We start from the raw sequence: 17,500 nt of genomic DNA, 5'->3' as shown, positions 1-17,500 counted from the left end.
GGCGTTTATGTACCTGACCGACTTCCGCGAGAACACCCTGCAAGACGTCATCACCAAACTGGAGCCGGAGCTGTTCCAGACCGTGACGGGCCTGAGCGTGCAGGATTTTCACCTGCTGGTGCGGCTGCGGGTCTTTAACACCGAGCAGATGAACGCCGCCGTGTTCGCCTTCCGCCGCTACGAGGACGCCTCGCTGAGTTACACAGGGCTGGAAAGCCACCAGGGGCTGACGCACTACGGGCTGTATGACACCGTGGTGGCGCGAGAGGAAAGTCAGCTCTAATCCCCATCAGCCGCAACCACCTCCAAAGAAAAAGAAGCGGAGGCTTAGGCCCCCGCTCCTCCCTTGCTGATGGCTGAAAGCTGACCGCTCTCCCCTACCGCCCCGCCAGCAGCTCCCAAATCGCCGGGTCCGCCAGCCAGCCATACCACAGGTTGGGCAGCAGCCCCAGCACGGTGATGGCGGCCACACCCAGCGCGACCGTCAGGTTGGTCGCCGGGCGTTGGCCGTGGGGGTACTCACGGGCGGGGGTGCGGTCGGGCATGAACAGCAGCATGGCCGGGCGCAGGTAGTACACCAGCGCGGCCACGCTTGCCAGCACCGCGAGAATGCTCAGCCAGACGTACCCATTCTGGAAGGCGGCCTGGAACGCGAGGTACTTCCCAAAAAAGCCCGCAAAGGGCGGCAGCCCCGCGAGGCTGGCGAGGCAGGCCGCAAGGGCGACCGCGTAGCCGGGGTGACGGTGGTACAGCCCGCGCAGGTCGCTGATGTTCATGCCCGCTTCGGTCCGTTGCAGCGCCGCCACAATCGCCAGCGCCGCTCCCGTCATCAGGGTGTACACGAGGAGGTAGTACCCCAGCGCCGCCCCACCCAGCCCCGGCGTGCCCAGCAGCGCCATCGCCAGAAAGCCCGTGTGTGCGACCGCCGAGTACGCCAGCATCCGCTTGAAGTTGGTCTGGAAGAGCGAGGCCGCGTTGCCGACAATCAGGGTCGCTGCAATCAGGAGTTGCAGCGCCGAGGCCCAGAAGGGCGCGTTTTGCAGCGCCCCGCCGAAGACCCGCAGCATCCCCGCAAAGGCCGCGACCTTGACGACCGTGCTCAGAAAGAGGCTCACCGTGGTCGGTGCTCCGGAGTACACGTCCGGGGTCCACTGGTGAAAGGGCGCGAGCGCCACCTTGAACCCGAAGCCCGCGAGCAAGAGCAGCGCCCCGCCCACGAGGAGGCCCAGGTTGCCGGGCGTCAGCCCCGCCGTAGCCGCCGCGATGCCGCCATAGCTCAGGCTGCCCGTCGCCCCGTACACCAGCGCGAGACCGTAAATCAGGACGGCGCTGCCCACCGACCCCAGCAGGAAGTACTTCAGGCCGGATTCCTCGGCGCGGCGCGAGTCTTGCAGGGTAGCGAGGACGTAGCTCGCCAGGCTCATAACCTCCAGCCCAATCAGCATCACAATCAGGTCGCCAGAAAAAGCGATCAGCAGGGTGCCCGTTACCGCGTACATCAGCATCGCGTCGAACTCTGGAAAGCTCAGGCGGGCGCGGTAGGCGGTATCCAGGCTCACGAGCAGGGCCATCATGCTGCCCGCCACGATGGTCAGACCCAGCAGGACGGCGGCATTGTCGGCCCGCAGGCTGCCGCCAAACGCGGTTGCGGGCAGCTCGCCGGGGCCGCTCCACAGCAGGGCCATCGCGGCGGCACTCAGCAGCAACAGCACGAGGTTGATGGCCGTCAGCGTGCGCCGGGGCAGGTGAAAGCCCAGCACCGTGCTGGACACGGCCCCCGCCAGCACGAGCAGGATGGGCAGCAGCGGCGCAAGGGCGACGTCCGGAGGGGTCAGCATTCAGGTTCCTCCCAGGGCAGAGAGCACCCCGCGCACGGCGGGTTGAATCAGGTTGAGGGCCGGTGCCGAGTACACCCCGAAGAGGATGGCGACGGCCAGCGGGAGGCCCAGCACCAGCCACTCGGTTTGGCGCAGGTCGGCCACCCGCACCGCCCCCCAAGGCCGGGCCTCCCAGAAGGTTGTCTGGAAGGCGGTCAGCGCGTAGGCGGCGGCGGCGATGGTGGAAAGGCCCGCGAGGAAGGCCAGCCAGGGCGAGACCTGATAGGCCCCCAAGAGCACGCTGAACTCGCCGATAAAGCCCGCCAGCCCCGGCACGGCGATGGAGGCAAACCACAGCCCCATCGTGAGGCCGCTCAGGGCACCCGCCTGGGTCATCACGCCGCCCACGCGGGTGTCCACGCTGCCAATGCGCTCTTGCAGCATCCCCACGCCCAGAAAGAGTGCCCCGGTGTACACGTTTTGGAAGGCGAGCAGGTACAGCGCCCCCACGGTGGCCGTCTCGTTCAGGCTGAAGATGCCCAGCCCGACGATGCCCATGTGCGACAGCCCCGCGTAGGCGAGCAGCCGCTTCCAGTTCGTCTGGCGAAAGGCAATCCAGGCCCCGTACAGGGCGGTCCACGCCGCGAGCGCCATCAGCACCGGGCGCAGTTCGAGCGAGGCGTCCGGGAAGAGGGGCAGTGCAAAGGCGAACAGGCCGTAGCCCCCCACCTTGTACAGGGTGCCCATCAGGTCGGGGATGCCGCTGGCGTGGTTTTGCTCGTGAAAGTCGGGGAGCCAGGCGTGCAGCGGCCACAGCGGCAGCTTGACCGCCATCGCCGCGAGGAAGCCCAGGTACAGCCAGGTTTGCGCCGCGCCCTCCACCGGAAAGCGCACCAGGTCGGCCAGTGCGAACGTCGGGCTGCCGCCGTAATACCGCACCCCGATGATGGAGAGCAGCATCAAGAGGCTCCCCAGCAGCGTGTACGCCGCGAACTTGACGAGCGCCCGCATCCGCCCCGGCCCGCCGTAGATGGCCAGCATCAGGAGGGAAGGCAGCAGCGCCGCTTCAAAGAACACGTAAAACAGCACGAGGTCACGGGCCGCAAAAATCCCCAGCAGCGCCGACTCCATTGCCAACACGAGCGCGAGCAGGGGGCCGGGATTCTCGATGCGGCGAGCGGCATAAATCACCGCGACCAGCGTCATCAGCGCGGTGACCAGCGCGAGGGCGAGACTCGGCCCCGCGAGTTCCACCGAGTAGGTCGCGCCCAGCGCCGGAACCCAGGGAGCGCTATAGAGGGCAGCTCCCCCGTCGCGCCACAGCCATAGGCCCAGGCCCAGCGTGAGCGCGGCGACGAAGCCGGCGACCTCCTCACGCCAGGCGCGCGGCGTGACGAGCAGCAGGAGGGCGCCCAACAGGGGCAGAAAAATCATCAGGTGAATCACGGCTGCCCTCCGGGGAGGCGGGGAGTCGAGGGGTCGAGGGGTCGGGCGAGGGCGGACCGCGCACGGCGGCCCCCCTCCACACGCCACCCGCCACGCGCCACAGGCCCGGTCACGCCCCGCCTCCAATCGTCCGCAGCGCCCAGTAGCCCAACAACAGGGCCGTACCCAGCAGCATGGACACCGCGTAGGTCCGCACAAAGCCGCTCTGCCAGCGCGAGAACAGCCCGCCGGGGGCCGCGCTGTTGCGGGCCACCCCCGACAGCGCCCCGTCTAGGCCCCGGTCGACCACATCCAGCCCAGCGGCCAGCGCCCGGCTGGGGGCCGCGACCAGGCCGTCATACACCCGGTCGAGGTACAGCGCGTTCGCGCTCGCCGCGCCCAGCGGCCCGGTGGCCAAGGCACGGCGGCGGTGCTCGGCGGCAGCCCACAGCAGCCCGCCCACCCCGGCAGCCACCGCGAGGAGGGTCAAGAGCCACTCGGTCGAGATGGGAATCTCGTGGCCGTGCACCGGAATCGCCCGGCCCAGGTAATCGTCAAAGGCGTGCCCGCCCCCCAGAAAGGTCGGCACGTTCAGGAATCCGGCGAGGGTGGCGAGCGCCGCGAGGATGCCCAGCGGCACCTTCATCAGGCCGTCGGCCTCATGCGGGTGCGCCACGCTCCCCCGGTACTCGCCGCGCCACACCAGGAAGTACCAGCGGCCCATGTAATACGCGGTGAGAAAGGCCACGCCCAGCCCCACCACGTACAGGAGCGGGCTGGCAGCAAAGGCGGCGGCCAAAATCGCATCCTTGGAGAAAAAGCCGCTCCAGACTGGAATCCCGGCAATCGCCAGCACGCCCATCAGGGCCGTGAGGTGGGTAAAGGGCATGAACCGCCGCAGCCCGCCCATGCGCCGCACGTCCTGCTCCTCGTGTAGGGCGTGGATGACCGCCCCCGCCGACAGGAACAGCAGCGCTTTGAAAAAAGCGTGGGTCAGCAGGTGGAACACGCCCGCTGAGTACGCGCCCACCCCCACCGCCAGGAACATGTAGCCGAGCTGCGAGACGGTGGAATACGCCAGGATTTTCTTGATGTCGTGCTGGTTGAGGGCCGACAGCGCCCCGTACAGCGCGGTGAGGGCACCCACCCAGGCGACCCAGGTCGAGGCCCCCGGCGCGAGGTCGTACAGGAAGTGGCTGCGGGCAATCAGGTATACACCCGCCGTCACCATCGTGGCAGCATGGATGAGGGCGGAAACGGGCGTCGGCCCCGCCATTGCGTCCGGCAGCCAGGTCGTGAGCGGAAGCTGGCCGGACTTGCCCACCGCGCCGACGAGCAGGAAGAGGCAGGCGAGTTCGACCCCGGCGGCGGCGACCTGCGCCCCGTCCACCCGCTCGGCCAGTTCGGGGATGACCAGCGTGCCGTACAGCCGGTAGAGCAGGAACATCCCCAGCATGAAGCCGAGGTCCCCGATGCGGTTCATGATGAAGGCCTTGCGGGCCGCGTTGGAGTTCGCCACGCCCTCGCGGTCGCTCGCCTCGCGGATGTCCCGGTCAGAGGCCTCGGAGTTGCGCCCACTGAACCAAAAGCCAATCAGCAGGTAGGACGCAACCCCCACCCCCTCCCAGCCCACGAACATCAGGGGGTAGGAGTCGGCGAGGACGAGCACCAGCATCATCGCCACGAAAAAGTTCAGGAAGGCGAAAAAGCGGGTGAACTGGCGGTCGTGGCCCATGTAGCTCACCGAATACAGGTGAATCAGGAAGCCGACCCCCGTGATGATGAGCGCCATCAAGGCGGAGAGCTGGTCGTACCAGAAGCCCACCGATAGGTTCGCATTCAGGGCCATGCCCGGCAGCCAGGTCCAGAGAATCTCGCGGGCGGGTTCGTCGCCCTGACCGAGGAAGCGCGTCACGGCGATGACGAAGCTCGCCAGTACGGTGCCCGATGCCAGCCAGCCGCCCGACTTGCCGGGAAAGAGCCGGGGAAAGAGGATGAGCAGCGCAAAGCCGACGAGCGGCAGCAGAGGAAGAAGGAAGAGGGGCACGGCGGGGCACTCAACCTTTCAGGGTCGCGAGGACGTCCACGTTGGTCGTCTCGCGCTGGCGGAAGATGGCGACGATGATGGCCAGCCCGATGGCGACCTCGGCGGCAGCGAGCGTCATCACGATGAAGACGGCGGTTTGCCCGGCGAGGTCCCCCCACGACCGGGCAAAGGCCACGAGCGCGAGGTTGGCGGCATTGAGCATCAGCTCGACCGAGAGGAACATCATGATGGCCGTGCGCCGCGTGAGCACGCCCATCATCCCGATCGCAAAGAGCAGCCCCGACAGGGCCACGTAGTAGGTGGTCGGCGCGGGGTCCATCAGGCCCTCACCCCGCCTTCGGGGGCCGTGCGTTCGGGCAGCTCGCCGGGCAGGGCCACGCCCTCGGCGTCGGTCACGCCGTCGGGCTGCGGTGCGGGCCGCCGCACCAGCGCGACCGCCCCCACGATGGCGACGAGCAGCAGCACGCTCACTGCCTCGAAGGGCAGCAAGAAGCGCGTCAGCAGCGTCTCGCCCACCGCCCCCGCCGTGCCGCCGCGCAGGGCTGCCGTCCCCTGCGCGAGGGGCTGCGGGTCCCGGTAGGAAAAGGCGATGACCGCCAGCGCCCCCGCCAGAATCACCCCGCCGATTCCCGCCAGCTCGCGCACGAAGGGCACCGGGTCGCGCCCCGTCACGGGCTGATGGGCGTTGAGCAGCATGATGACAAAGAGGAAGAGCACCAAAATCGCCCCGGCGTACACGATGACCTGCACCGCTGCCAAAAAGGACGCGCTGAGGCTGGCAAACAGCCCCGCCACGCTCAGCAGGGTGCCCACCAGCCCCAGCGCCGCGTGAACGGCGTTGCGGGCGGCGACCGTGACCACCGCCCCGACGAGGGCGAGCGCTCCCAGGAGGAGAAAGGCGATCATCGCTGCCCCCCCAGGGCGGGAAGCGCGGGGAGGCAGGGCCTGGCCCCTCGACGACCCAGCCCCTCGACCTCTCGACCCCGCACCGCGCCATGCTGGCTGCTCCGTCCTTGCTGCCTTGTTTGCTGCCTTCGCTCGCGCCTCATGATGGGTACTCCACTCCTTCCAGTTCGGGTCTAGCGCCGCCCTCCACCCGGAAGCCCCGGCGCAGGGGCCTCCCCGTGCGGGCGGCCTCACGACGCTGCGGCAGCGAGCCGTCGACGCCCACGAGCATGTCTTCCTTGCCGTACACCAGGTCGCCATAACGGTAGTCGGCCAACTCGAACTCGTTGCCCAGCACGACCGCGCCCGTCGGGCAGGCTTCCTCGCACAGCCCGCAGAAGATGCAGCGCAGCATGTTGATTTCGTAGACCTTCGCGTAGCGCTCGCCGGGGCTGGTGGGGTTGAGGGGATCGTTCTCGGCGGCTTCCACGTAAATCGCGTAGGCCGGGCAAGCCGCCGCACACAGCGAACAACCGATGCACTTCTCCAGGCCCGTGTCGGGGTGCCGGGTAAGCACGTGCCGTCCCCGGAAGCGCGGCTGGAGGGTCACCCGTTCTTCGGGGTAACTCACGGTGACGGGCTTTTGAAAGAGCTTACTCAGGGTCACGCCCATGCCCTTGGCGATGTCAAGAACGCTCATGGTGGCCTCCTTTGGAGGGGCTGCCAGCCGCCAGTCGCCAGCCGCCAGCAGGCCACAGCTCTGGCTCCAGAACGCTCGAAGCTGGCCGCTGGCAACTGGTGGCCCCACAGCGAGTGAAAAGTCTTGTTGCACCAGTCTCCCGCATCAGTCCCCCCCCAGGGGCCGCGCCGGGAAGGAATCGTCGGCGGCCCCGCGTCCGGTGGGTTGGTTCCACAGCACGCGCACCCGGTCACTCAGGGCGAGGAGGGCGAGCAGCCCCAGCAGGCTGAGGAGCGCGAGCGGCCACAGCCCCGCTCCCCGCGCAAAGGCGAGGTAGGCGGCGGTCAGCATGGTGTTGGCGAGCGCGAGCGGCAGCAGCAGCTTCCAGCCAAAGCGCATCAGTTGGTCGTAGCGGAAGCGGGGCAGCGTGCCGCGCACCCAGATAAAGAGGAAGAGGAAAAAGGCGATTTTCAGGACCAGCCAGACAATCGGCCACGAGGAGATACCGGGAACCAGCCCCTCTAAAAAGACTGGCCCGCGGTACCCGCCGAAAAAGAGGGTCGCCATGATCGCCGAGGCCGTAATCATGTTGACGTACTCGGCCATCTGAAAGAGCGCCCACTTGATGGCGGAATACTCGGTGAGGTACCCCGCGACGAGTTCTTGCTCGGCTTCCGGCAGGTCAAAGGGGGTGCGGTTGACCTCCGCAAAGGACGACACCAGAAAGAGGGCGAAACCCAGCGACTGAAAGAGCACCATCCAGCCGTTTTGCGCCTGCCACTCCACGATGTTCACGAAGGCGGTGCTGCCCACCAGCATCAGCAGGCCCAGGATGCTCAGGCCCATGCCGAGTTCATAGGAAATCATCTGGGCGCTGCTGCGAAGGCTCCCCAGCAGGGGATACTTTGACCCCGATGCCCACCCCCCCAGAAAGATGCCGTAGACGCCCATCGACGTGATGGCCAGCAGCGCCAGGATTCCGGCGTCGAGCTGGTAGACCCAGGGGTTTTCCCCGAACAGCGAACCCGGAGGTCCCGCCGGGATGCCCCCGAAGGCGGTCAGCGCCATCCCGATGGCGACGATGGGCGCCATGGTATAGACCAGCTTGTCGGCCATCGTGACCCGCAGGTCTTCCTTGAAGATGCTCTTGATGGCGTCCGCGAGCGGCTGCAAGAGGCCCAGCGGCCCGACCCGGTTGGGACCGAGGCGAATCTGCATCCGGGCAAGGAGCCGCCGCTCGATCAGGGTCATGTAGGCGAAGGTGGTCAGCAGCGCGAGGGCGACGAGCACGCCCTTGAGCAGGGTGATGAGTAGCGCGGCGAGCCAGTCAGGCATCAGTCATCTCCTCCCGGTTGCGGGGCAGGAGCCAGCGGCAGCTCCCAGCGCTCGGCGCGAGCTTCGCGGCCCGGCACACCGCTGCCCCGGCGCTCTGGGCGGGGCAACATGCGCGGCTTCCAGAGCTGCGGCGCATGCGCCAGCCCGGTCGCGGCGTCCTGCGGGGGCCGGGGCGGCTGAAGCCTCCCCCCGGCAGGCAGCTCGGCCAGCCGCAGCCCGTAGCGGGCTTCCAGCCAAGCCTGCGCCCCGCGCAATCCGCGCACCGGGGAGCGCACCCCCAGCGCCTCCGCCACCGCGACAAGCGCCCGGATGAGGTCGGCCCCCTCCCCCGCCCGCAGCGGGGCCTGGGCGAGGGGCAGCAAGCGGCCTTCGAGGTTCACGGTGGTGCCGCGCTTCTCATAGTTCGTGACGGCGGGCAAGACCACATCGGCCCCCTGCGCGGTCGCGGTGAGGTGTGTGTCGTGGACGACCGTGAAGCCGCGGGCGCGGCCTGGCAGCCCCTGCGCGGCGGGGTCGAGGCGCGAGAGGAAGGCCGCCCCCACCTCGCCCAGCCGGCCATACGGCAAGCCCCCCGCGCCGGGCACCAGGTTGAGGCCCCCCAGCCCTCGGCTGTTCGGCCCGGCGGGAATGACGAGCACCTTCGCGCCGACCCGCCCGGCGAGGCCGCTGAGCGCCGCCGAGAAGGCCGTGTCGGCCCCGTTGAGGACGTCCGCGCCCAGAATCAGCACCGGCTTTTCGGCCTCCTCCAGCAGCCGCAGCGCCGCCTGGAGGTCGGGGGTGTCGGGGCGGGCGAGGCGGGCGAGGAGGTCCGGCCCCTCCGCGGGGACCCGGAGGCCCGCGTGCCGCCACAGCCGCGACTCGCGCCCGATGACGGCGAGCTTTTCCGGCGTGCGGGCGGGCCGCTCGGTGAGGCGCAGGTCCGCGATGGCGGTCCCGTGCGCGAACTCGGCGGGCAGCAGGCCGCCGCGCAGGGCCTCCAGAATCCGCAGCTCGACGACCGGGGCTTCCTCGCCCAGGTCGGCCCCCAGCACCACCAGGGCGTCGGCGGTCGCCACGTCGGTCAGGGTGGCGGTGCTCATGGGGGTGTGGGGGTAGCGCGGCCAGTGGTCGCGGGAGGGAGTGCCAACCGCCTCGGCGAGGGCGACGAGCGCGGCCCCCTCCTCCAGGGTGGAGTCGGCGCTGAGGTACAGGCCCACGTTGCTGCCGTGTCCGGAAAAGCCCTGGCGCATCGCTTCAATCGCCTGGTCCCAGGTCGCCTCGCGCAGCTCGCCGCCGACGCGCACCAGCGGCACGGTCAGGCGCTCTTCGGTGGCGAAGACGTGCCCGAAGCGGCCCGCGTCGCAAATCCAGACCTCATTCACGTCGCGGTGCTCGCCCGCCACGACCCGCTCCAGGCGGCCATTGCGGGCGTCCACGGTAATCGAGCAGCCCACCGGGCAGAGGGTGCAGGTCGTCGGCGTGTGGTCGTACTCCCAGTTGCGGCCCCGGAAGCGGGCGACGTTGTCGAGGAGCGCCCCCACCGGGCAGATATCGGCGATGTTGCCCTGAAAGCCGACCGGCAGCCCGCCTTCTTCCGTGTCGATAAAGGTGTGCCCGCCGCGCTCGATGAAGTCGAGGACCTCCTGGCCCGGCACCTCCTCGAAGTAGCGCACGCAGCGCTTGCAGTGGATGCAGCGTTCCTGGTCGAGGATGATGAAATCCGAGAGGGCATAGTGCTTGTCGGCGTGGCGGCGGTCGAAGCCGTAGCGGCTCGCGCCGTAGCCGTACTCGAAGGCGCGGTCTTGCAGCTCGCACGCCCCGCCCTTGTCGCAGGTGGGGCAGTCGAGGGGGTGGTTGAGGAGGGTGAACTCCATCATCCCCGCCTGCGCTTTGGCCACCACGTCCGAGGTCTTGGCCGTGCGGATGTGCATCCCCTCGGTCGCTTGCAGGGTGCACGATGCCATCGGCTTGGGCATCCAAAAGATTTTGGGTTGCCCGGTCGCCTCGTCGAGTTCGAACGCGCCGTCCTTGCCCTTGCGGGGGGTTCCGGCCTCCACCAGGCACATCCGGCAGGCCCCCACCGGCGAGAGGTACGGGTGGGCACAGAAATACGGCACGTCGCGCCCGGCGTGAAACACGGCGTCGAGGGCGCTCGTTCCGGCGGGCAGGTCGACGGGGATGCCGTCGATGGTGACTTTCATGGGTGCTCCTTATGGGGCGGGTCGAGGGGTCGCTCATCTCGACCTGTGGCCTGCTCGACTTCTCGACGCCTCACGACTCCCTCCACCGGCTCCGCGCCGGGTACAGGGGCTGCCCGGTCTCCGCCAGCGCGTCGTATTCCTCGCGGAAGAGCTTGATGGAACTCAGGACCGGCCCCAGGCAGGCGTCGGCGAGGGCACAGAAGGAGCGGCCCCCGATGTTCTCCGACATGTCCAGAATCAGCTCCACGTCGCCGGGCACGCCGCGCCCGCGCACGAGCTTTTCGTACATCCGGACCATCCAGCCGCTGATGCCCTCGCGGCAGGGGGTGCACTTGCCGCAAGACTCGTGGGCGTAGAAGCGCACCAGGTTCCAGGTCGCGTTCACGATGCAAACCGAGCGCGGGATGAGGGTGACCCCGCCCGTGCCCAGCATGGACCCGGCGGCGGCGATGGCCTCATAGTCCATCGGCATGTCCAGCGTGGCCTCGTCCCAGCGCAGCATCGGGCAGGAGGACCCGCCGGGGATGATCGCCTTGATGTCTTCCAGCGGCCCCCCGGCCCAGTCGTCAATCAGCTCGCGGAAGGGGGTGCCCAGCGGCAGCTCGTACACGCCGGGCCGCGCCACCGGGCCGGAAATCTGGAAGAGCTTCATGCCCCTCGATTTCTCGGTGCCCATGGAGGCGTGCCAGTCGGCCCCGTACTTCAGGATTTGGGTCGCCGCGCAGAAGGTCTCCACGTTGTTGATGGTCGTGGGGAGGCCGTACAGCCCGGCGGCGGCGGGAAAGGGCGGCTTGAGGCGGGGGTTGGCCCGCAGGCCTTCGAGCGAGTTCATCAGCGCGGTTTCCTCCCCGCAGATGTACGCCCCGGCCCCCCGGTGCACGTAGAGCTGGAAGTCGAAGCCGCTGCCCAGGACATTCTTCCCCAGCAGCCCCGCTGCCCGCGCTTCCTCGATGGCCCCCCACAGCCGCTCGGCGGCGTGGACATACTCGCCCCGGATGTAGATGTACCCCACCGAGGCCCGCATCGCGTACCCGCCAATCAGCATTCCCTCGATGAGCTGGTGGGGGTCTTCCGAAAGCAGGTAGCGGTCCTTGAAGGAGCCGGGTTCGGACTCGTCGGCGTTGCAGATGACGTAGTGCGGTTTGCCGTCGTTCAGCGGCATGAAGGACCACTTCAGGCCCGTGGCAAAGCCCGCGCCGCCGCGCCCGCGCAGGCCGGACTTCTTCACCTCGTCGATGACAGCGTCGGGGCCTATCGCAAAGGCGCGGCGCACGCCCTCGTAGCCGCCGTGCTTGCGGTAATACTCCAGCGTCCAGCTTCCCGGCTGCCCGACGTGCGCGTACAGGCTGGGGGCAAAGCGGGGGTCTTTGCCGCTGGTGATGGGCTTGGGGGCGGGGTCCGCGACGGTCATCGGTCACCTCCGGCGGGCAGCGGTTTTCGGTCGTGGATGCTCGCGCCGACGCGCTCGCCCGCCGCCGTCATCTGCCGCCCGTCCTCGCGCACAGTGACGGGCACGGGGTTGTCGGGGGGGGGCGGCGCGTCCTGCCGCAGCGCCGCGATGAGGCGGTCGCACTTCTGCCGGGTCACGTTCTCGTAATAGCCCTCGTCGCCGAGCTGCACGACGGGCGCGGTCCCGCACGACCCCAGGCATTCGACCTTCTGCACGCTGAAGCGCCCGTCCGCGCTCACGTCGCCCGGCTGCACGTCGAGGACGGACACGAGGTGGTCCCACAGTTCATCGCTGCCCGCCAGTGCACACATCAGCGTCGAGCAGACCTGAAGGTGATACCGCCCGGTCGGGAGGGTGTGATAGGTCGAGTAAAAGCTCATCACCGAGCGGACCTCGGTCGCGGTGGTGCCGCACAGGTCGGCAATCTCTCTCATCCGCGCTTCCGAGACGAAGCCTTCCGCGTTTTGCACCTCGCGCAAGAGGGGCATCAAGGCCGAGCGGCGGCCCTGAGGGCTGTCGGGGTAGCGCGAGAAGATGTCGGCGAGGAGGGGGTGTTTGTCTGCGAAGTAAGTCAAAGTGGCTGCGCCTCCTTGTCGGGGGCCGCCAGCCGCCAGCAATCAGCGGCCAGCAAGCAAAAGCGGAAGCTCCAGGAAGCTGGCGGCTGGGAGCTAGAAGCTGGCCGCTTCATCGGTCCACGTCCCCCAGCACCGGGTCAATCGTCGCCAGAATCGTGATGAGGTCGGCGAACTGTGCCCCCACACAGGCGTATTCCAGCGCTTGCAGGTTCACGAAGCTGGGGGCGCGAATCTTAACCCGGTAGGGCATCGAGCCGCCGTCCGAGACGATGTAGTAGCCGACCTCGCCCCGCGCCGACTCGGTGGGCACGTAGACCTCGCCCCGGGGGGGGTGGAAGCCCTCGGTGACCAGCTTGAAGTGGTGGATGACCGCTTCCATGCTGGTTTCGAGTTCGTGCCGGGGCGGGAGGCTGATTTTGCGGTTGGGGTCCTTGACCGGGCCGGGCCGCAGCTTCCCCAGCGCCTGCCGGATGATGGCGGCACTCTGGCGCAGCTCCCACAGCCGCAGGTTGAAGCGGGCGAGGCTGTCGCCGTCGGGGCTGGTGATGACCTCGAAGTCGTATTCCTCATAGCCGGAGTAGGGGTTGTCCTTGCGGTGGTCGAGGGGCACCCCCGACGCCCGCAGGTTCGGCCCGGTCAAGCCGAGGTCGAGGGCGACCCCCGCCGGAATCACGCCGACCCCCCTGGCCCGGTCGATGAAGATGGGGTTGGCCGCGAAGAGGGTGGTGTATTCGTCCACCCCGCGCTCCAGCTGGTCGAGGAAGCGGGCGACCGCCCCCGGCCAGCCCTCCGGGAGGTCGCGGGCGAGGCCGCCCACCCGGAAGTAGCCCTGATTCATGCGGTAACCGCAGACGGCCTCAAAGAGGTCTTGCACCGACTCCTTTTCCCGGAAGGCGTAGAAAAAGGGCGTCAGGGCACCGAGGTCGAGCAGTCCTGTCCCCACGAAGACGAGGTGCGAGTGGATGCGCCCCAGCTCGTGCAGGATGACCCGCACCACCTTGGCCCGCTCCGGGACCTCGGCCCCCAGCAGCTTTTCCACACTCAGGACGTAGGCCAGCTCGTGCCCGAAGGAATGCAGGTAGTCGGTGCGCGGCGCGTAGGTCACGCCCTGCTGGTAGGTGCGGTGCTCAAAGGTCTTCTCGAAGCCGGTGTGCAGGTAGCCCATGTGGGGCGTGACCCGCACCACCCGCTCGCCGTCCATATCCACCACGAGGCGCAGGACGCCGTGCGTGGAGGGGTGCTGCGGCCCCACGTTCAGCGACATGATTTCGGTGTGCAGCAACGCCCCTTCTGTCGGAGCCTCGGTCGCGGGGCTGGGGCGCAGGGGTTCTACGGTCATGGCAAACCCTCCGGGCGGGTCGCGGGCGACGGGCGGCGGGGAGCTGGCGGCTTCACTGCGGTCCCTCCGGCATCACGGGCGGCACCCGGTCCTCGCCCTGGCCCCGGCGCAGCTCGCCCCGCCAGCCGGTCAGCCCCCGGCTTTCCCCGGTCAGCCCGGCGCGGAAGCTGGCCGGGTCGAGAAAGCGACCCTCGCGAAAGAGGGTGGGCGTCTCGCCCAGCGGGAAATCCTTGCGCAGGGCGTGGCCCTCCAGGTCGTCGGGGGTCAGAATCTTGCGCAGGTCGGGGTGCCCGCCAAAGACGATGCCCAGCAGGTCGTACACCTCACGTTCCAGGTAGTTGGCGGCCCGCCACACCGGATAGAGGCTGTCGACGCTCTGGCCGTCTTCCAGCCACACCCGCAGGAAGAGGCGCAGGTGCTCATAGGGGTGGTAGAGGTTGTACAGCACGGCAAAGCGGGCCGGGCGGGGGTCGGGGTAGCGCAGGTAATCTACGCCCACCGCGTCCATCAGCATGAAGCCGCGCTCGGCGAGCGCCCGCGCTGCGTCGCGCACGCGTGGGGCGGGCACCACCACGGTGGGTTCGAGGCTGTCGTCGGGCGTGAGGCCGAAGTTGGCGATAACCTCGGTCACGGCTCGCCGCAGAGCCGGAGTGCGGTCGGGAGCGCTCACCGGGTCCACGCCTCCACCATCGGCAGCCGCTCGCCGCGCTCGTCGTAGGCTTCGCCGCGTACCTTTTTCTGAAGCTGCATCACGGCGTAAATCAGCGCTTCGGGCCGGGGCGGACAGCCCGGTACGTAGATGTCCACCGGCACCACATGGTCGACGTTCTGGACAATCGCGTAGTTGTTGAACATCCCCCCCGACGAGGCGCAGGCCCCCATCGAAATCACCCACTTGGGGTCGGGCATCTGGTCGTACACCCGGCGCATGACCGGGGCCATCTTCTTGGAGAGCCGCCCGGCCACAATCATCACGTCGGCCTGCCGGGGAGAAGCGCGGAAAACCTCCGAGCCGAAGCGGGCCATGTCGTTGCGCCCGTTGGTGCTGCTCATCATCTCGATGGCGCAGCACGCCAGCCCGAAGGTCGCGGGCCACAAGCTGTTGCTGCGGCCCCAGGCCACCAGTTTTTCCAGGCTGGAAAAGAGAATGCCTTCGGACTCCAGCTCCTGCCAGTCGCGGTCAAAGAGTTCTTTCAGGGCCATGTGGGCACCTCGGCGGGGAGGGAAGGCGCAGGTGGGGGGCCGCAGGCTCAGGGGCGGCCCCTCTGCTGCACAGCTTTGCAAGTCGCCTTTCTTGATTCGGCAACGGAGGAGCACCTGCTCTTGTTAGGTCCACTCCAGCACCCCCTTTTTCAGGATGTAGTAGTAGCCCACCAGCAGCAGCCCCACGAACGTCAGCGCCTCCCAGAAGGCAAAGGGCACCAGCTTCTGGTAGGCCACCGCCAGCGGAAAGAAAAAGGCCGTCTCGATGTCAAAGACGATAAAGAGCATGGCGACGAGGTAAAAGTGCACCGGAAAGCGCTGGCCGGTGCCCACGCCGCCGTGTTCGGGGTCGTTGCCGCTCTCGTAGGCCATCAGCTTGGCGCGGCTGGCCTTTTTCGGCCCCAGCAGGGCGCTGACCAGGACCGCCAGCACGCCGATGCCCAGGGCAATCCCCAGCATGATGACGAAATTCGCGTACTCGATGGGAGTCTCCCTTCTGCCCCTGACCCTGCCCTCTTCACAAACCAACTCGTGAAAAATCGCACGAAAGGGCCGAAAAAAAGAGAGTGGGGCGGACGAACCGAATCCTAAGCCGACTTGTGGTACGCCTCATGTTCTAGCACGAGAGCGAGCGGGGCGTGGTGCACACGCGCACGGTCGGGGGCGGTCCGGGGAGCGCCGCCCCAACGGAGAGGGGCAGCAAGCGGGCAGCTCTGCGCTGGGGCATCAGCTCAGCAGCTCGACGAACTCGTCTTCATCGTCGTTGTCGGTCGCGAGGGGCAGGGTCAGGGTGAAGGTGGTCCCGACACCGCGCTCGGACTCCACCCAGATGCGCCCGCCGTGTTCCTCGACGGCGAGCTTGCAAAAGGCCAGGCCCATCCCAGTGTCAAAGCGGCCATGCAAGGTCAGGCGCGACTGCTCAAAGGCGGCAAAGAGGTTGGGGAGGTCTTCTGCCGGGATGCCCTCGCCGTCGTCGGCCACGCTGAGAAAGGTCTGGTCCTCGGCCTGCCAAACGCGGATGCGGATGGCTCCCCCCGCCGCCGTGTGTTTGAGGGCATTGCTGACCAGGTTGGCGAGCACTCGGCGCAGGATTTCCGGGTCGGCGCGGGTGGGACTCAGGCCGGGGACGACCTGCACGTCGACCAGGCGGTCGCGCAGGCCACTGCCCACGTCGCCGCAGGCCTGCGCGATGACGTCCGCGAACATCGGGCTAAAGACCAGCTCCGGGCGCAGGCGCATCTTGCCCGCCTGCATCTTGCGCACGTCGAGCATGTTGACCGAGAGGTGCAGCAGGTGCTGCGTCTCGTCGCGGGCCACCTTCAGCAGCTCGCGCAGGTCGTCGGGCAGCCGGGCATCCTCCCCGACGACCTCCAGCAGGCCCAGCACCGCTGTGATGGGATTTTTGAGGTCGTGCACCAGCATATGCACGAGCTGGTCGCGCACCCGTTCCTCGTGCTCCCAGTCGTCGAGGCGGCCCTGGAGCCGGGCAATGCGGTCTTGAGCCTCGGCATAGGCGGCGGCGCGGGCCAGCAGGGCACGGACTTGCAGGGCGAGCGCGGCGGGGGGCGTCGCGTCACTCGCCAGAGCGTCGGCCCCCGCCGCGAGCAGCGCCCCCAGCCCGGTCTGCCCCACCGCCAACCAGTGGGTCCCGGCGAGTTCAGCCCGCTGGCGCAGCAGGGGCAGCACCTCCGCGAGGGGCACTCCCGGCGTGCGGTCATACAGCAGGGCAGCGGCGGGGAGACGCACATGGGCCTCGCGCAGCAGGGCCTCGGCCCCCGGCACATGCACCACCTCTGCTTCGGGCAAAGCCGCCGCCAGCTCCGCCGCCTGCTGAGGAGCGGGCGAAACGACGAAGACAACGGGAACGCTCGTCATGACTCGCCGGGCAGTCTAGAGGCTGCTGCCCGGAAGCGCTGCCGGATTTGCCGCACTTCAAAGCCGACGCCCGTGCCCCTACCCCTTCACACTTCCGGCCAGCAGCCCGCGCACGAAGTAGCGCCCCAGCAGCACGTACACCAGCAGGGTGGGCAGCGCCGCGAGGATGGCCCCGGCCATCGGCAGATTCCAACTCACCGCCTGCCCGCCCGCGAGCTGCGAGAGGGCGTAGGTCACGGGTTGCGAGGAAGTATTCGTGAGGGTGGCCGCAAACAGAAACTCGTTCCAGATTTGGGTGAACTCCCAAATCACGACGACCACAAAGGCCGGGACACTCAGGGGAAGGATGATGCGGCGGTAGATGCCCCAGAACCCGGTGGTCTGCTCCCCGAAAACTGGACGGTCAGGACTAGAGACTCAGGCTCGCCCCCAGCCCTAGGCTGGAAAGTGAGGCGACCTCTATGAAAACCCGTCAGTTCTCCGAAGATCAGATCATCAATCTCCTCTAGAACGCCAAAAAGGGCGACAAACCCATCGAGGAGCTGTGCCGCGACCTGGGATGCAGCACCGCGTCCTACTACGCCTGGAAGAAGAAGTACGGCGACACCACAGTCGACGAAGCCCGCAGGCTTCGTCGACTGGAGAAGGAGAACGCCCGTCTCCTGCGGATCGTCGGCCAACAGCGGCTCG

The 17,500-nt window shown here is 68.3% G+C and carries 17 protein-coding genes and 1 pseudogene (1 of these 18 cut by a window edge); 2 read left to right on the top strand and 16 right to left on the bottom strand.

Going from position 1 to position 17,500, the window contains the following annotated elements; genetic code table 11:
* A protein-coding gene (locus H565_RS0107490) for a restriction endonuclease (protein ID WP_027460501.1) crosses the window boundary here: on the top strand, positions 1 to 283 show its final stretch. It extends 2,285 nt beyond the left edge of the window; the window shows 283 of its 2,568 coding nt (coding positions 2,286-2,568); the start codon falls outside the window, past its left edge; the stop codon is at positions 281 to 283.
* Positions 284 to 377: 94 nt separating this feature from the next.
* Here the strand turns inward: H565_RS0107490 and H565_RS0107485 are convergent, their stop codons facing one another.
* The 16 genes and pseudogenes from H565_RS0107485 to H565_RS14660 form a co-directional block, all read right to left on the bottom strand.
* The gene (locus tag H565_RS0107485; RefSeq protein WP_027460500.1) at positions 378 to 1,838 is read right to left on the bottom strand and encodes an NADH-quinone oxidoreductase subunit N; all 1,461 of its coding nucleotides are present in this window, start codon (positions 1,836 to 1,838) and stop codon (positions 378 to 380) included.
* Positions 1,839 to 3,263 carry an NADH-quinone oxidoreductase subunit M gene (locus H565_RS0107480; RefSeq protein WP_027460499.1) on the bottom strand — a complete coding sequence of 475 codons (1,425 nt, stop codon included), beginning with the start codon at positions 3,261 to 3,263 and terminating at the stop codon, positions 1,839 to 1,841. It abuts the gene before it with no gap.
* Between the two features lie 109 nt (positions 3,264 to 3,372).
* On the bottom strand, positions 3,373 to 5,289 hold the full coding sequence (gene nuoL / locus H565_RS0107475; RefSeq protein WP_027460498.1) for an NADH-quinone oxidoreductase subunit L: 1,917 nt from the start codon (positions 5,287 to 5,289) through the stop codon (positions 3,373 to 3,375).
* 10 nt (positions 5,290 to 5,299) lie between these two features.
* A complete protein-coding gene (nuoK, locus tag H565_RS0107470) occupies positions 5,300 to 5,608 on the bottom strand; it encodes an NADH-quinone oxidoreductase subunit NuoK (protein ID WP_034406149.1) in 309 nt (102 codons plus the stop codon).
* On the bottom strand, positions 5,608 to 6,195 hold the full coding sequence (locus H565_RS14665; protein ID WP_034408747.1) for an NADH-quinone oxidoreductase subunit J: 588 nt from the start codon (positions 6,193 to 6,195) through the stop codon (positions 5,608 to 5,610). The genes nuoK and H565_RS14665 overlap by 1 nt, the downstream gene beginning before the upstream one ends.
* A gap of 139 nt (positions 6,196 to 6,334) precedes the next feature.
* Positions 6,335 to 6,874 (bottom strand): NADH-quinone oxidoreductase subunit NuoI, encoded by a 540-nt coding sequence (gene nuoI / locus H565_RS0107460; RefSeq protein WP_027460497.1) that lies wholly within the window; start codon positions 6,872 to 6,874, stop codon positions 6,335 to 6,337.
* Between the two features lie 144 nt (positions 6,875 to 7,018).
* A complete protein-coding gene (gene nuoH / locus H565_RS0107455; RefSeq protein WP_027460496.1) occupies positions 7,019 to 8,188 on the bottom strand; it encodes an NADH-quinone oxidoreductase subunit NuoH in 1,170 nt (389 codons plus the stop codon).
* A complete protein-coding gene (gene nuoG / locus H565_RS0107450) occupies positions 8,188 to 10,368 on the bottom strand; it encodes an NADH-quinone oxidoreductase subunit NuoG (RefSeq protein ID WP_027460495.1) in 2,181 nt (726 codons plus the stop codon). The genes nuoH and nuoG overlap by 1 nt, the downstream gene beginning before the upstream one ends.
* A gap of 70 nt (positions 10,369 to 10,438) precedes the next feature.
* Positions 10,439 to 11,779: an NADH-quinone oxidoreductase subunit NuoF gene (gene nuoF, locus H565_RS0107445; RefSeq protein WP_027460494.1), complete on the bottom strand. Its 1,341-nt coding sequence runs from the start codon at positions 11,777 to 11,779 to the stop codon at positions 10,439 to 10,441.
* Positions 11,776 to 12,393 (bottom strand): NADH-quinone oxidoreductase subunit NuoE, encoded by a 618-nt coding sequence (gene nuoE / locus H565_RS0107440; RefSeq protein ID WP_027460493.1) that lies wholly within the window; start codon positions 12,391 to 12,393, stop codon positions 11,776 to 11,778. The genes nuoF and nuoE overlap by 4 nt, the downstream gene beginning before the upstream one ends.
* A 109-nt stretch (positions 12,394 to 12,502) precedes the next feature.
* Positions 12,503 to 13,732, bottom strand: a complete 1,230-nt coding sequence (nuoD, locus tag H565_RS0107435; protein WP_027460492.1) for an NADH dehydrogenase (quinone) subunit D — start codon at positions 13,730 to 13,732, stop codon at positions 12,503 to 12,505.
* Positions 13,733 to 13,784: 52 nt separating this feature from the next.
* The gene (locus H565_RS0107430; RefSeq protein WP_051363472.1) at positions 13,785 to 14,411 is read right to left on the bottom strand and encodes an NADH-quinone oxidoreductase subunit C; all 627 of its coding nucleotides are present in this window, start codon (positions 14,409 to 14,411) and stop codon (positions 13,785 to 13,787) included.
* The gene (locus tag H565_RS0107425; protein ID WP_027460490.1) at positions 14,399 to 14,935 is read right to left on the bottom strand and encodes a NuoB/complex I 20 kDa subunit family protein; all 537 of its coding nucleotides are present in this window, start codon (positions 14,933 to 14,935) and stop codon (positions 14,399 to 14,401) included. Before H565_RS0107425 ends, H565_RS0107430 begins: the two co-directional genes overlap by 13 nt.
* Before the next feature lie 123 nt (positions 14,936 to 15,058).
* Complete coding sequence (locus tag H565_RS0107420) at positions 15,059 to 15,394, bottom strand: NADH-quinone oxidoreductase subunit A (RefSeq protein WP_027460489.1); 336 nt, start codon at positions 15,392 to 15,394, stop codon at positions 15,059 to 15,061.
* A 267-nt stretch (positions 15,395 to 15,661) separates the two neighbouring features.
* Positions 15,662 to 16,810: a sensor histidine kinase gene (locus H565_RS0107415; RefSeq protein ID WP_027460488.1), complete on the bottom strand. Its 1,149-nt coding sequence runs from the start codon at positions 16,808 to 16,810 to the stop codon at positions 15,662 to 15,664.
* A gap of 78 nt (positions 16,811 to 16,888) precedes the next feature.
* Positions 16,889 to 17,185: pseudogene (locus tag H565_RS14660) on the bottom strand (ABC transporter permease subunit); the annotation flags it as partial.
* A 158-nt stretch (positions 17,186 to 17,343) separates the two neighbouring features.
* Here H565_RS14660 and H565_RS17035 point away from each other — a divergent pair.
* Positions 17,344 to 17,500 (top strand): transposase (locus H565_RS17035; RefSeq protein ID WP_157468915.1); only part of this gene is annotated, 157 nt, incomplete at its 3' end.

The sequence above is a fragment of the Deinococcus murrayi DSM 11303 genome, assembly GCF_000482805.1.
GTDB classification, from domain to species: domain Bacteria; phylum Deinococcota; class Deinococci; order Deinococcales; family Deinococcaceae; genus Deinococcus; species Deinococcus murrayi.
Note: the sequence above shows the minus strand (reverse complement) of the source record. Positions and strands in the feature narration are given on the sequence as shown.